General features: G+C 67.8%; 14 protein-coding genes. 9 read left to right on the forward strand and 5 right to left on the reverse strand.

The window, feature by feature from the left end:
• From E0E18_RS04365 to E0E18_RS04375, 3 genes are all read right to left on the reverse strand, one after another.
• A partial coding sequence (locus E0E18_RS04365; RefSeq protein ID WP_130841204.1) for an ATP-binding protein occupies nt 1–2,394 on the reverse strand: 2,394 nt, incomplete at its 3' end.
• Entirely contained in the window at nt 2,391–3,038 is a 648-nt protein-coding gene (locus E0E18_RS04370) for a DUF4194 domain-containing protein (RefSeq protein WP_130839423.1), read from the reverse strand. The genes E0E18_RS04365 and E0E18_RS04370, both read right to left, overlap by 4 nt.
• Nucleotides 3,035–4,720 carry a DUF3375 domain-containing protein gene (locus E0E18_RS04375; protein ID WP_130839425.1) on the reverse strand — a complete coding sequence of 562 codons (1,686 nt, stop codon included), beginning with the start codon at nt 4,718–4,720 and terminating at the stop codon, nt 3,035–3,037. The genes E0E18_RS04370 and E0E18_RS04375 overlap by 4 nt, the downstream gene beginning before the upstream one ends.
• A gap of 202 nt (nt 4,721–4,922) precedes the next feature.
• Between E0E18_RS04375 and E0E18_RS04380 the strand changes: the two genes are divergently transcribed.
• The 5 genes from E0E18_RS04380 to E0E18_RS04400 all read left to right on the forward strand — a co-directional run bounded on the left by E0E18_RS04380 (nt 4,923) and on the right by E0E18_RS04400 (nt 9,624).
• Nucleotides 4,923–5,603, forward strand: a complete 681-nt coding sequence (locus E0E18_RS04380; protein WP_066583363.1) for a metal-dependent transcriptional regulator — start codon at nt 4,923–4,925, stop codon at nt 5,601–5,603.
• A 210-nt stretch (nt 5,604–5,813) separates the two neighbouring features.
• The gene (locus tag E0E18_RS04385) at nt 5,814–6,383 is read left to right on the forward strand and encodes an NADPH-dependent FMN reductase (protein ID WP_110481195.1); all 570 of its coding nucleotides are present in this window, start codon (nt 5,814–5,816) and stop codon (nt 6,381–6,383) included.
• 242 nt (nt 6,384–6,625) lie between these two features.
• A complete protein-coding gene (locus E0E18_RS04390; RefSeq protein WP_130841206.1) occupies nt 6,626–7,234 on the forward strand; it encodes a methylated-DNA--[protein]-cysteine S-methyltransferase in 609 nt (202 codons plus the stop codon).
• Nucleotides 7,235–7,277: 43 nt separating this feature from the next.
• Nucleotides 7,278–8,330, forward strand: coding sequence for a hydroxymethylglutaryl-CoA reductase (locus E0E18_RS04395; protein WP_066583373.1), 1,053 nt, complete (start codon nt 7,278–7,280; stop codon nt 8,328–8,330).
• A gap of 106 nt (nt 8,331–8,436) precedes the next feature.
• On the forward strand, nt 8,437–9,624 hold the full coding sequence (locus tag E0E18_RS04400) for a hydroxymethylglutaryl-CoA synthase (RefSeq protein WP_130839427.1): 1,188 nt from the start codon (nt 8,437–8,439) through the stop codon (nt 9,622–9,624).
• Here the strand turns inward: E0E18_RS04400 and E0E18_RS04405 are convergent.
• Nucleotides 9,609–10,139: a DUF4442 domain-containing protein gene (locus E0E18_RS04405; protein WP_237559629.1), complete on the reverse strand. Its 531-nt coding sequence runs from the start codon at nt 10,137–10,139 to the stop codon at nt 9,609–9,611. The genes E0E18_RS04400 and E0E18_RS04405 overlap by 16 nt on opposite strands.
• A 194-nt stretch (nt 10,140–10,333) precedes the next feature.
• Here E0E18_RS04405 and E0E18_RS04410 point away from each other — a divergent pair, with 194 nt between their 5' ends.
• From E0E18_RS04410 to E0E18_RS04425, 4 genes are all read left to right on the forward strand, one after another.
• Nucleotides 10,334–11,662 carry an MFS transporter gene (locus tag E0E18_RS04410; RefSeq protein WP_227871205.1) on the forward strand — a complete coding sequence of 443 codons (1,329 nt, stop codon included), beginning with the start codon at nt 10,334–10,336 and terminating at the stop codon, nt 11,660–11,662.
• A gap of 97 nt (nt 11,663–11,759) precedes the next feature.
• Nucleotides 11,760–12,434, forward strand: a complete 675-nt coding sequence (locus E0E18_RS04415; protein WP_130839429.1) for an MSMEG_4193 family putative phosphomutase — start codon at nt 11,760–11,762, stop codon at nt 12,432–12,434.
• Nucleotides 12,435–12,444: 10 nt separating this feature from the next.
• Complete coding sequence (locus E0E18_RS04420; protein ID WP_130839431.1) at nt 12,445–13,020, forward strand: DUF3090 domain-containing protein; 576 nt, start codon at nt 12,445–12,447, stop codon at nt 13,018–13,020.
• Nucleotides 13,001–13,858 carry an SCO1664 family protein gene (locus tag E0E18_RS04425; protein ID WP_237559630.1) on the forward strand — a complete coding sequence of 286 codons (858 nt, stop codon included), beginning with the start codon at nt 13,001–13,003 and terminating at the stop codon, nt 13,856–13,858. The genes E0E18_RS04420 and E0E18_RS04425 overlap by 20 nt, the downstream gene beginning before the upstream one ends.
• Nucleotides 13,859–13,872: 14 nt before the next feature.
• On the opposite strand, the gene E0E18_RS04430 is transcribed toward E0E18_RS04425, so the two are convergent.
• On the reverse strand, nt 13,873–14,625 hold the full coding sequence (locus E0E18_RS04430; RefSeq protein WP_419866058.1) for a sulfite exporter TauE/SafE family protein: 753 nt from the start codon (nt 14,623–14,625) through the stop codon (nt 13,873–13,875).
• Nucleotides 14,626–14,657 lie beyond the last annotated feature (32 nt).

Below are 14,657 nucleotides of genomic sequence, written 5' to 3' on the forward strand. Positions count from 1 at the left end.
CCAGATGTGTAAAAGCGCCACCCCCCCCCCGCCCCCCCCCGCCGGTTCATCAGATCCGTCCCCGGCGTCATCCGCAGCCGCCAGCTCCTCCTCCGCACGGTCGATCTCCCCGTTCACCCGGTCCCACCGGTCGAGCAGTCGACGGTACTCACCACGGGCACGGCCCGTCTCCTCCCGAAGCTCCGCCGTGCGGGACTTCAGTTCGGCGATCCTCTCCTGCAGCGCCGCGATCTCGGGACTCCCCCCGGCGATGCCCGTGACAATCCCCTGCCAACGGTCCACCTCCGCCTGCGCGGCGGCGACGTCGAGCTGCTCCCAGGTCAGGTCGACGACACGGCGGTAGGCGTCCACCCCTGCGTCAACAGCGTCCAACGCCTCCTCCGCCGTACGGACCCGTTCCGCGGCGTCCTCCAGTTCACCGCGCACCGCCGCGACCTGCTGCGCCAGTTCCCCGGCGCGGCCCTGACCCGAGAAGCCCAGCACGTTCCGGCGCCCGTGGCCACCGTGGGCACCACCGCCGGACCGGGACAACTGACCGGTGACCGTCAGCGCGGCACCGTACTCACCGAGCCGGCCGGGGTCGTCCACGCACACGAAACCGAAACTGCGCTCGAGGCGGTCCTGCAGCCAACCGGTGAACCGGCCGCCACGGTAGTCCAGGCGCCCCGGCAGTACCCCGGGATCACAGGTACGCGGTGTCATCCCCGGCCGCGCCCCCTCGAAACGCACGCGCACGCGCGTCCGGACACCGTTGACGGCGGTACGGAAACTGTCCAGCTGCGACCCGTCGATGAGCATCGTCGTGGCGAAACCGCCGAGCGCCAGGTTGAACGCCTCCCTCCAGGGCTCGAACTCCGCCTTCACCTCCACCAGCTCACCGACGAAAGGCAGGTCCGCGACATCGGCACCGGCCGCCTCGGCCAGAACGGCACGGGCCTCGTGCAGTTCCGCCGGAATACTGTCCGCACTCTGCAGGGCCGCCCGGTGTTCCGCCTCAAGATCACGGAGCCGGTCCGCCAGGGCCGTCGCCGATGCGCGGGCCTCCGCGTACTCCGCACGGGCGGCGGTCTTGTGCCCGGAATCCTCCAGGACCGACCTGGCACGGGCAACCAGCCGCGCGAACGACCCGGCATCGGTGACCCCGTCGAGAACACCGTCAGGGCCGGGGCCCGAGACCCGTTCCCTGGTGCGACGGACCTCGACGAGGCGACGTTGCGCCGCCAGGAGCTCCCGCTGCGCCGAATCGAGCCGGTCGCCTCCCGAACTGCGCAGCACCTCGACGAGACCGTCGCGTTCGGACTCCGCCGCATCCACCGACGCCTCGCCGGCGGCCGCGGCAGCCTCGGCCTCCACGACCCGGCTGCGCAGCGACTCCTCCGCCGAGTGCAGCAGTTCCAGTCGCCGACGCGACAACCACTGCGAAGCCGGTGAAGAGGGGTCCCGGAACCTGCCCACCGACTCGATGAGGCGGAGCCTCTCCGCGGCGTCCGCGATCTTCCTTCCCGCCTCCCTCACCGGTTCCAGCGCCCTGACCTGCCGGCGGGCGTTCACCATGCGCATACGCGTGCCCTCGAGCTCGTCGAAGTGCTCGACGACGGCGTCCGCGGTCGCCATCGTCTCCGGCTCCTCGAGAACCATCCGCTTGTAGAGCTCGTCGACGGTGGTGATCTGCTGACCGGCCTGGATCCGTGCCAGCAGGTTCATCGCCTTCGACCCGGCTCCTGCCGCCCCGATCCCCAGCACCGACTGCACGCGGGCGAGGAACTCACGGTCGGTGGCCGTCGTCTCCAGACCGGTGGCCCTCACCGCGTGTTCGCCGAACCGGTGTGAGGCGGCCTGCTCAAGATCCGCCAGGTCGAAAGGTCCCCGGGTCACCCCCCTGACCTTCACCGTGTCCTCGACAAGACGCGCGGACGCCGGGATGTACCAGGCCCGCACCGCCGTGAACCTCTCCCCTGCCCCGGATGCCGCCGCATTGTCGACCCAGGTCACCGCCACCGCTGTCCAGGTGTCGGCACCGTCGCCCCGGAGCACCCGGACCCGGGTGCCCTCACCGGTCCTGGACTCGTCGAGCTTGCCCCTCCCGTAGGACAGGATGTTGCGCTGGTCACCACCGCGGGGACGCCCGGTGACGCCACCGTTCGACGCCCCGTTGAACGGCGTGGTGTGGGGCATCATCAGTGCGATGTAGGCGTCCATCAGGGTCGACTTCCCCGAACCTGAGCCACCGCAGAGCAACGTCGCCGTGGAGGCGAACCGTATCCGGTGGGCCCCGTCGTATCCTCCCCAGTTGACCACCTGGAGGTCTTCGGCGAGCCACTGCTGGCCCCGGGACTCCGCCGGGATGAGGCCGAACAGGGTGTCGAGCATGGACGGTCCTGTCGTTGCGGTCATTGTGCGGCTCCGTTCCGGCTCTTCAGCCAGTCATCCAGTTCGCGCAGTTTCTCTGCGCTGAGCACGATCTCCACGAGCGGGCTGACGCGGTAGCGCCCCTCGGACTCCTCGTCGACGAGCCCCTCCTGGCGCAGGCGCTCCAGGGCCTTGCGCACCGACCGCTGACGGCGGGCGATGTCGCCGTCACCGTCGGTGAAGTACGTCAGAACGGTCTGTTCGACCTCCTCGACGTCGACACGCGCCGCGGTCTCGCCCGCGGTGGACTCGCGCTGCCAGACGGTGCGCAGGTACACCAGGACAAGAGTTTCAGTGCGCGTGTACGCCTCATCGCGGAGCAGGATGGGAACATCGGTGACGACACAGTCGTCAGGACGCACCTGTTCCTTGTAGGCCACGCCCCGGTCCGTGTCCACCACCAACCGGACGAAGAGGTCGTGGAGCCGGGACTCGATGATCCCGCGGTTGTCGACGAGGACGCGCCAGTCCTCCCGGTGTCGCTCGGCGAGCAGGAACCGGCGCTGAAGGACGCGCACGAGGACGCGGCGGACCTCGGGGTCGAGGACGCCACGGTCGCCGGCGAAACACTCCTCCACGTACTCCTCGACGGGTACCTGCGGGACAAAGGGACCGCTGGGTTCACTCACTGGTGCTGGCCTTCCTGTTTCGGGTCCTGATTCCGGTCCTGATTCCGGTCAGAGCTCTCCTGCTCGTCCGGGGACGTCGACCCGGTGACGCCACCGAAGGCGAAACGTCGGACCGTCCCGTCCGGGCGCCGCGCCTCGACGACGCTGACCTCGCCGGTCTCGACCATGCCGTTGCGGTGGGCGATCTCCAGCAGGCCGAGAAGATCGACGGGACGCCGGGCGTCCCCCGGCCACCCGGAGAACAGTGAAGCCAGGTCGAAATGCGTCTCACCGTCCCTGCCCAGCCCGGAGACGGTCTCCTCCAGCTCGTCGTACCGCGGCCCGCCCCACGCCCTGGCGTCCTCCGCCACCGAATCCACGTCCAGGTCCGGGACATCCTCCGCGCTGCGCAGCGGGGCAGGACCTGCCGACGGACCCGGGTCACCGAGAGTCCGCCGAAGATTCCCCACCGCCGTGGCCGGGAAACGCCGCAGAGGATCGACGTGACCTCCGGCGGAGGGGTCATCCCGCATCCACGACTGGAGACCGGACATGACACTGCGCAGCAGATCGTCGACCTCCCTGTCACGCAGAGGGTCGTGGACACGGACCTGGGCGGTGATGACGTGCGACGCCTGACGCTGGGCGGCGAGCACCTCGGAGACACCCTGCTCCACACGGCCCGCCACAGCAGCGAGATCCCGACGCTGCTCCGGGCTCAGGGCACGGGCGAAAGGGGCGGAGAGCAGGGAATGCAGCTGGTCAGTGAGCAGGTCGATCTGCTCAGGGTCACCGATGAGTTTCAGCGCCCCGGCGAAGGCACGGCCCTCAGGCGTGCCCTCCATGACATGCTGTCCCCGGTGCAGGTAGCCGCGCAGGACCTCCCCAGTGGGCCTGACATCCCTTCGCAGGTCGGTGACGACGTCACGCTGCATCGCCGTGATGGACTCGGCGACCCGGACGAAATCTGCGGGCAGTTCCCGTGCCTGGTGCAGGACATTCTCCACCTCCTCGAGGAGCTGGTCGTCGTCCACCGGGTCCCCGCCACCCTCGCGTAGAGCCCTGATCTCGGCGTCGATCTGGTCGCGCTGCCGTCGGAGGTTCCCGATGCGTTTCTGCGGGTCGGTCTCTGCGTCTGCCACCAGCCGTTCGACAGAGTCAAGCAGGGTCCGTACCCGGGAACGCGTCACCCGGGCCCTGCCCCCTCCTGCCCTGCCGGCGATCTCCAGGGCTCCGACCGCCTGGGCGGACAACCGGTACTCCTCGACGCCCTCAGAGGCGTCGGCTGCTGCCGCGATCCGTCCCGCCTGTCCGGAACCCGGCGTCGTCAGCGTGTCCGGCACTTCTCGGCCCCCTCCGGTGCCGTGGACCCCGCCTGCACCCGCAGGTGCGGCGGCCACCGTGCCGGATCCTGCGTGCCGGATCCGGGGGACGATCCACCCCACCCGGACCCAGTACCGGCAGATCTCACGGCCGTTCCCCGCCGGAACCCCCTCGAAGCCGCTGTCACGGAGTTCGCGGGCGATGTCGCCGACCTCCACATGGGCGTCAGTGACCGTGACGGCGGGCCGGTCCGGGGTGAAGACAAGGGACAACGCGGTCACCACGAAAGGGGCGAACCTGCCGTGCAGCAGGTCAAGCGTGGGATTCCGGAAAGCTTCGGACGCCCTGAGGTAGGCGGCTGCTGCACGTGGGTTGGTCATCGACGTCTGAGGCTAGCACCCGCCCCGGACCCTCCCCGACCNGCAGTCTTCCGACGGGCGTTTCAACTGTGCGGGAGGAGAATCCGGGCATGCTGTCGGCGGTGGTGGCGTCCGGTCGTCGGGTCACGGGCAATCTCCTGTTCAGTCGTCACCCGGGCCGTACCGCCGGCGCAGCGGCCCTCGTCCGTACTAGCCTGGGCCCATGTCAGTCTCTGATCTTTCACGGAGTACCCAGGACTATCTGAAGGTGATCTGGGGGCTGTCCGAGTGGTCGACCGACCCGGTGACTCCGACGCTCATCGCCAGAAAGACCGGACTCCGACTGTCGTCCGTCTCCGACGCCGTCCGCAGACTCACCGAGCAGGGGTTCCTCACCCACGACCCGTACGGCGCGGTCGAGCTCACCGACTGCGGTCGCACACATGCCCTGGAGATGGTTCGACGCCACCGCCTCATCGAGACTTTTCTCGTGGAGGTCCTCGACTGCACCTGGGACCAGGTCCACAACGAGGCAGAGAATCTCGAGCACGCGGTCTCCGACTTCCTTGTCGACAAGATCGACCGGTACCTGGGGTCCCCCACCCGCGACCCCCACGGGGACCCGATCCCGGACACCAGGGGAACCGTGGAGATTCCCCGTGCAGCCAGGTTGACCGGCGCAACCCCGGGCGAGACCCTCACCGTAGAGAGAATCTCCGACGAGGATCCCTCACTCCTGCAGTTTCTCGCGGAGAAGGGGATCACGGTCGGCACCGTTCTGCATGTCGGGGACACCGCACCCTTCTCCGACACGGTCGAGGTGCAGGTGGACGACCTGCCGGGCACCGTGTCGCTGGGCGGACAGGCGACAGACAGGATCTACGTCTCGCACGCCGACAGCTGAAGTGGTTCCGTTCCCGCACGTCTCACGGGACCGCACCGGCCCACCAATGTTCGTTGGTACGTAGTTTCTAAGTTCGTAATGTCGTATAATCTCTGGCAGTGCCGTGGCCGCACCCCGAGGGACTGACAGACTCCGCTGCAGGGGTCGCCGGATCCGGATGCGGCCCTGAAACGCACCGACAAGAATTCATCCAGAGAGGAACGACCAATCATGGCCAAGAACATCTCCGTCATCGTCGGAAGCCTGCGGCGGGGTTCGTACGCCCGGAAGATCGCGGAGGAGGCGATCGGACTGTTCCCCGACGGCTTTGACGCCCACATCGTGGAAATCCGTGATCTGCCGCTCTACGACTTCGACTACGACGACCCCACTGTCACCGACAAGCCGACTCCCGCGGAGTACGTGGAGTTCCGGAACACGATCAAGTCCTCTGACGGCGTCCTGTTCGTGACACCGGAGAACAACCGTACGATCCCCGCCTGTCTCAAGAACGCCGTCGACATCGGCTCCAAGCCGAACAGCGACGTGGCCTGGAAGAAGCTCCCCGCAGGAATCATCAGCCACTCGGTGGGACGTATGGGCGGATACAGTTCCCAGAAGAACCTGCGGCTGGCCCTGTCCTACTTCGACATGCCGCTTCCCGGACAGCCCGAGGTGTTCCTCGGTCAGTCCCCGACCCTGTTCGACGAGTCCGGGAAGATCACCGTCGAGAAGACTGTCGCCTTCCTGCGCGACTACGTCGAGAGGTTCGCCCGTCTCGTCGAGGACAACCCGCGGTAGGAGAGCCGGGGCCGGGCCGGTCACCGACCGGAGGCGCCGCCAGCAGATGCGGCCGCCGCGGCAGGTTGACAGCGGCCGGTCCCCCGCCGATCATGGGGCACACCCCGACCGTCCGGGACCGTGGGACGCCGCGGCCGTGACATCTCCGTGTCCGACGGGGTGCCCTGCGGATACGGCCCGGGTGACGACTGAACAGGAGATTGCCCGTGACCCGACGACCGGACGCCACCACCGCCGACAGCATGCCCGGATTCTCCTCCCGCACAGTTGAAACGCCCGTCGGAAGACTGCTGCTCGCCGCCACGCCGGCAGGACTGGTCCGGGTCGCCTTCGAACTCGAGAACTTCGACACAGTCCTGCACACCCTGGAACACCACTTCGGCCCCCGGGTCCCATCCACACCAGGTGACATCACTGACGTCGCGGCCACCCGGGTCGACGAGTACTTCGTGGGATCCAGGCAGGTGTTCGACCTCCCCCTGGACTTCACCCTGTCCGCACCACGGTCAGGCAGGTCGGGTTCCTTCCGTCAGAAAGTCCAACGGAGTCTGCTGCAGATCCGCTACGGCATGACCCGCAGCTACCGGGAGACCGCTGAGGCGGCCGGAAGCCCGGGGGCGGTCCGCGCCGTGGGGACGGCGTGCGCCACCAATCCTCTGCCGGTCATCGTCCCGTGCCACCGAGTGGTGCGCAGTGACGGCGGCACCGGCGGCTACCGGGGAGGACAGGACGTGAAAAGCGCCCTGCTGGAACTCGAGAGTCACAGCTCAGGGCAAGTGCCGGGACATTCAGTCGTCTCCCCGGCGGGGAACCCCGCCGTGCGGGTCGTGCCGGAAGGTAACCTACTGTGAAGTAGATCCCAGCCCTGCACAGTCAGGCGCAGAAAGGCGTGCCTTGAACAGACCTGAGCCGACCACGACCGCTGTCCCCACCCAGTGGGTGGGTCCGCTGCGCATCAGCGGTGACGCCTTCCCCACAGAGGCAGGACACGAGGAGGTCGAGGTCCCGCTGGCGACCTTCGAGACCCCGTTGTGGCCTTCCGTGGGACGGGGTGCGAGCATCTCCCGCGAGATACCGGGGGGCATCCGGACGACCGTGGTCTCGGAGTGCATGACCCGTTCCGTCCTGTTCACCGCGGACAACAGCGTCGTCGCCGTCGCCGCCTCACGTACCGTCTCCGACAGACTCCCCGAACTGCAGCAGGTGGTTTCCACGACCACCAGTCACGGTCGTCTGGTCGACCTGCACAACGAGGTCGTCGGTAACCTGCTCTTCGTCCGGTTCGAACTCAACCCCGGGGACGCCTCCGGACACAACATGGTCACCAAGGCCGCCGACGCCCTCATGGAACGCATCCTGTCCTGGGACCTCGGCCTGTCCTACGGATCAGTGTCGGGAAACTACTGCAGTGACAAGAAGGCCACGGCCGTCAACGGCATTCTCGGACGTGGCAGGAATGTCGTCGCCGACATCCTGCTGCCCCACGAGGTCGTGGAGAGACGGTTGCGGACCACGGCGTCCTCCCTGACCGACCTGGTCGTCCGCAAGGACCTGGTCGGATCCACCATCGCCGGGGCACTCCGCTCCGCGAACGCGCACTACGCGAACATGCTCCTCGGCTTCTACCTGGCGACCGGGCAGGACGCCGCGAACATTGTCGAAGGGTCGCAGGGCGTCACCTACGCAGAAACCCGGCCGGAGGGGCTCTACTTCTCCTGCACCCTGCCCAACCTCATCGTCGGAACTGTCGGCAGCGGCAAACATCTTCCGGATGTCACGGCGGCGCTGGAGCGGCTGGGGTGCCGGGAGGACCGGGAGGTCGGGGCGAACTCACGGCGTCTCGCCTCCCTCATCGCCGCCACCGTGCTGTGCGGGGAACTGTCCCTGCTCGCCGCCCAGACCAATCCCGGTGAACTGATGTCGACCCACCTGCGCATGGAACGTTGACACCCCGCACCGCCCGGAGCATTCGCGCCTGCCCTGCCGCGCCGGGTAGAAAGAACTTCACCGAGAAAAAGCTCACCGAGAGCCCACCGAGAGAGACGAGGAATCAATGACTGCAATCGGCATCCACGACCTGGAGATGGCGACCGGCCACCACGTCGTCGATCTGGCAGAACTGGCGGAGTCCACCGGTGTCGCCCCGGGGAAGTACATCCTCGGCCTGGGCCAGTCCCAGATGAGCGTCCTCGCCCCGGACGAGGACATCGTCACCATGGGCGCCGCTGCGGCGAAGCCCCTGCTGGAACGCAACGGAACCGAGGGGCTGCGCACTCTCCTCTTCGCCACCGAAAGCGGTGTCGACCAGTCCAAGGCCGCCGGAGTGGCGGTGCTCGACCTGCTCGGACTGCCGTCGAACATCCGTGTCGTCGAGATGAAGCAGGCCTGTTACGGCGGCACCGCCGCACTGCAGGCAGCGGTGGGCATCGTCGCCCGCTCGCCGCAGGAGCGGGTACTGGTGATCACCAGTGACAATGCCCGCTACGAGCTCGACTCCCCGGGTGAGCCCACCCAGGGGGCCGGGGCGGTCGCCTTCCTGGTCTCCGCCGATCCCGCCGTCCTGGAGATCGAACCCGCGTCCGGCATCTCCACCACCGACGTGGACGACTTCTGGCGTCCCAATGACTCCACCACCGCCGTCGTCGACGGTCACCTGTCGGTGGGCGCCTACCTTGACGCCCTCACGGACGCCTGGAACGACCTGCAGGCCCACGGCGGTCCATCTGTCGAGGACATCGACCGTATCCTGTACCACCAGCCGTACACGAAGATGGCGAAGAAAGCCCAGCAGCGGCTCCGGGAGATCACCGGCGGACAGATCAGCACCGCCCTGAATCCCGGGGACGAGCCCGACGGGCGAGACACGGGTCTGGAGACCAGCTCCCGGTACAACCGCAGGCTGGGCAACAGCTACACCGCGTCCGTGTACTCGGCACTGGTGTCCCTGCTCGACTACGATCCCGGGCTGGAAGGACGCCGCATCGGCATCTTCAGCTACGGGTCGGGATGTGTCTCCGAGTTCCTCACCGGCATCGTGAAATCCGGTTACCTTGAACGGCGAAACCCGCACCGCTCCGAGAATCTGCTGGATGCCCGCGAACCGGTCGACATCCCCACCTACCGTTCACTGCACACGGCACCCCACGGCACCAGCGAAGACCAGGTCACTCCCCGCGTCACCTCCGGACCGTTCCGTTTCGCCGGGGTCACAGGCCGGGCCCGCCGCTATGAAACCTGCTGAGCACACCACCCGGAACCCGGCCCACTGCTGTCGGGTCGGGACGGGGACGTGCCCGTCCGGTACCTCTGCTTCAGCCTGAAGTACACGCGGCTGCGCACGGTGGCGACCACGTCACCGTCCACATCGGTGATGTCGGTGGTGAACCAGTGGAGGTACTTCGACCCGTCCGCGGTCTTCTCACGGATGAGCTCGAAGGTGGCGTCATCGGTACGCATGTCCGCGGTGATCGTCCCCCGCCCGGGTTTGAGATAGGTCACGTGGGACTCGACGTCCCACACGTTGTAGCTGGCGCCGAGCCGGACCAGACCCATGTACAGGTAGAAGCCGTCCGTCATGGTCTGGATGGTTCCCCCGAACGCCGTACCCACCAGATTCGCGTTGATCCTCCGCGGACGGTGCGTCGTCACCACCCGCGAACCGTCCGGGGCTATGTGCCTGAGACGGATCCCGGAACCGATGTAGGGCGGGAACAGGCCCAGCAGGAACTTCAGCTGGCGCGGGGACGGTTTCAGCATGGAACAAGAATATTTGACCGGGGACGGCCGGCGCGGCACTTCGGCGAGACTGCGGAGTTCCACGGCGTCCACAGCCTCCACTCGGCACAGGCCCCCACCCGGCATCCGTGAATCTCTCACGGCACGTCCGGGGACAGGGGTGAAAGGGGTACTGTCGCCACAACCCCTCTGCCGACCGGGAGGAGACCCGGACCGTGACCACACCCCCGACACCGGGGCCCACACCCGACAGCCGTCGTCGTTCCATGGTCGTCGCCGCCTTCGGCACAGTCGTGGAATGGTACGACTTCTCCATCTTCTTCTACGTCTCCGCGAGTCTCGCCGCGACATTCTTCGACGGTGACGACAGTGCCCTGCTGCTCACCCTGGCGCTGGGAGCCGCAGGATTCGTCTTCCGTCCGGTGGGGGCGATGGTCTTCGGCCATCTCGGAGACCGTATCGGGCGCAGGTCTTCCCTGGTCGTCTCGGCGTCACTCATGGCGGTGGCGCTGCTGGGCATCGCCGTCATGCCCGGATCAGACACCGTCGGCATCTGGGGAGGGGTCGGGGTGCTGGTCCTGCGCTGTCTCGCAGGTTTCGCGGTGGGGGCGGAGTACACGGGGATCATGGTCTATCTCGTGGAGTCCGCCAGAGACGGCCGGCGGGGGCTGGCCGCAAGCTGGGCGGCCGCGAACTCGGAGGTCGGCTCACTGCTCGCCGTCGGTGGAAGCTACCTGTTGAGTCGGCTGCTGACCACTGAAGACATGGACACCTGGGGGTGGCGGATCCTCTTCCTCGTCGGAGCGCTCCTCGCCGCAGCCATGGTCCCGCTGCGCAGGTTCATGGACGAGACGGAGACGTTCACCCGCGTCCGTGACTCCCCTGCCGACACCGGCACGTCCCCGCTGATCACGGTGCTGCGTCACCACCCCCGGGCCGTCCTCGTCTCCTTCCTGGTCTCCGCCGTCGGGTCGGCGGCCTACTTCCTCAACATCACGAACGTCCCGACCTACCTCGGGCAGACGACCGAGATCACCGGCTCCACCTCCCTGTGGCTGGGGACGGTCGCCGCCGTCGCCGCGATCATTGTGACCCCGTTCATCGGGGCGGCCTCGGACAGGTTCGGCCGCAGGCCCCTCTTCGCCGTCCTCGCGGTGGTCATCCTCGTCACCACCCTGCCCGCCTACATGATGCTCAGCGGGGACGCCGGGACAACCGCTCTTCTCGGAGCAGCATTCCTGGCGGTTCCTGCGGCCGGCTGGAGCGCAGTAGCCGCCTCGGCGGTCCCCGAACAGTTCACAGCCGTGGGACGGTTCTCCGGTATGGCCGTCGGGTACAACACCGCCACCGTCCTCTTCGGTGGCCTGTCACCGTTCGTCGCCACCTGGCTGATGGACGTCACCGGCTCCGTCTACGCCCCGGCCTGGTATGCAGTCGGCGTGATCCTGGTGGCCGGAGTCCCGATGCTGTTCCTTTTCCGTGAACAGGCCGACCGGCCCCTGTCCGAGGTCAACTCCGACAGTGAGCTCCTGCCGGTCACGTGACCGGCACCACCTGCCCCGACAAGGTTCCCGGGGCCACCGGAACCAGCGCTCCCGGCAGGCCGGGCAGAGCCGGCACATCCTGACCTATCCTCGGGACATGTCAACCCTCGTCCTCGTCCGCCACGGACGCAGTACCGCGAACACCGCCGGAGTTCTCGCGGGTCGCACCCCCGGCGTCCTCCTCGACGACATCGGTCGCAGGCAGGTCCGCGACACCGCGCACCGTCTCGAACAGGTACCGCTGGCACGGGTCGTGTCCAGCCCGCTGGAGCGCACCCGTCAGACAGCCGAGGCGATCCTGGAGAACCGGGACACCCCGCTGACCACCGACAGTGCCCTGACAGAATGCGACTACGGAACCTGGCAGAACCGGACTCTCCGGGAACTGGCGGAGGAGGACCTCTGGAAGGTCGTGACCTCCCGCCCCTCCGCCGCCGCATTCCCCGGCGGAGAGTCCATGATCGACATGAGGGCCCGGGCCGTCGACGCGGTGGCGCGGCACCATGCGGCAGTCGAAGAGGAGTCCGGCGACAGTGTCGTATGGGCGGTGGTCAGTCACGGAGACATCATCAAGGCCGTCATCGCGGACGCCTACGGCATGCCCTTCGACAACTTCCAGCGCGTCCATGTCGACCCCGCGTCCGTCACCGTCATCCGCTACACCCGCTCCACCCCGCAGGTCCTGTGTGTGAACACCACCGCCGGTGACCTGTCCTGGTTGTCCGGGGATTCCTCGACCGCCACCCGGGTGGGCGGCGGCGCCGGGCACTAGGCTGGGAGACATGTCCACCATCACACACGGATTCGACTGGCCGGACCGCTTCGTCGTCGGCACCGTCGGGCTGCCCGGTGACCGCACGTTCTACCTGCAGGCCAGGGACCGGGACCGGACCGTCAGCGTGTCCCTGGAAAAGCAGCAGTCGGCGGCCCTGGCGGAAGGGGTCAGCGAACTGCTCGCCAAACTCCGGCAACTGGAGGGCAACCCCGTCAGCGTCCCGGACGAGACCCCGGACCTGCTCGTCGACGATGACCCGCTCGACCTCCCGCTCGACGAGGAGTTCAGGGTCGGCGTCCTCACCCTCGGCTGGGACCCCGGAACCTCACAGGTGGTCATCGAGGCCGCCCCCGCGCCCGAGGTCGAGGTCGAGGTCGAGGACCTTGACGACCTCCGGGACATCGGGTCGCTCAGCGACATCGAACCTGAACAGCTGCTTGTCGTGCGTATCCCCGTCGGAGCCGCCAGAGCTTTCGTCGACAGGACTTTCGCGGTGGTCAGGGCAGGGCGTCCCGAGTGCCCGATCTGCCACGAACCGATGGATGACCCGGAGACCCACGTCTGTGACCTCTCCGACAGGTGACCTGATACTGGAGGGACGCCTCACCGACGCCTCCAACGCAACCTTCCGCGGGCGCTTCAGCGGACCCGTCAGCGACCCCGGCAGCGGCCACAGGCCGGACTCCCCCGGTGCCCGACCCCCTGGTGACCCGGACCTGGACGCCACAGGGACAGACACAGGGACAGGGACGGCAGTGGTGTACAAGCCGGTCCTCGGGGAGAAACCGCTGTGGGACTTCCCCGACCACACTCTCGCCCACCGTGAAGTGGCCGCCTACCTCGTCTCCGAGGCGACAGGCTGGAACATCGTCCCACGGACCTGGCTCGGCGAAGGCCCCTTCGGCACCGGAATGCTGCAGCTCTGGCAGGACACCGACCCCGGACAGCACCCCGTGGACCTGGTGCCCTCCGGACAGGTCCCGGACGGGTGGCTTCACATCCTCGACGGCGTCGACGAGGAAGACAACGAGGTCAGCGTGGTCCACGAGGACACCACCCCGCTGCGGCGCACCGCCGTCTTCGACATCATCGTCAACAACGCCGACCGAAAGGGAGCACATGTCCTCCCGGTCACCGGCGGTCACCGGTTCGGTGTGGACCACGGTCTGACTTTCCACACTGCCCCCCGGCTGCGCACCGTGCTGTGGGGCTGGGTCGGCCGGAGGCTCACCGACAGTGAGACGGCGGGAGTGGCGGCCGTGCGGTCAGGCCTCGACTCGGACCTCGGCGCAGCTCTGACAGAACACCTCACCGACGCCGAGATCCGGGCACTTCGTACCCGGTGCGACCGGCTGCTGGACAATCCGGTGTTCCCCGGCCCCTCCGGGACAATGCCCGCGGTGCCCTGGCCGGTGTTCTGAGGCCGGCTCCCCTCTCACCCCGCGAGCTGGACAATACCCTCCACCAGCAGAGTCGCAGCACCGACGAATGCGAGGAACGTGGCGAGCCGGCGCATCCCCGTACTCGACATCCTGTCGTTGAGACGGTCGCCGAACCACGCCCCCACGAATATCGCCACCAGGGCGACGATCCATATCCACGCCGGCAGTCCTCCGACATCCACCCCGCCGAAGAAGATCATCTTCAGAATGAAGGACACCGAGTTGGCGACGAAGATCACCGGGTGCAGGGTGGCGACGAAATCACGGTAGTCCCACCTGGTCACCCGGGAGTAGACGGTGAACGCCGGTGCCGCGATGCCCACCACAGTGCTCATGAAGCCACCGGCCGCACCGGCGACGATCATCGGCAGCCGGGCGTGCTCACTGACATGCCAGCGTTCCGGACGGACCGTCGTCGCCGCGAGAGCGACCATCACCAGTGACCCCACCGTCACCAGGAGCCACGGACCGTCGATCGCCGAGACCACGAACGCCGCCGGCACCGAACCGATCAGGAGCCCACCGGCGAGGAACCGGAACCTCCTCCAGTCCGTCCGCGACCGCACGGACCAGGCATTGTTGGCACCGTTGACCACGGACAGGCCGTTGACCACCGTCACCCCTGCCGCGGGGCCGAGGACGACCGACAGTACGGGGCCGGCGACCAGACCGAGGCCCATCCCGGTGATCCGTTGGAGAGCGGCACCGACAAGGACAGCGGCAAGAAGGACACAGGCGATCATCATCACAGGGGTCCACAATATGCCTGCGGATCACA

Origin of the sequence: Corynebacterium neomassiliense, from assembly GCF_900626215.1 — a bacterium.
GTDB classification, from domain to species: domain Bacteria; phylum Actinomycetota; class Actinomycetes; order Mycobacteriales; family Mycobacteriaceae; genus Corynebacterium; species Corynebacterium neomassiliense.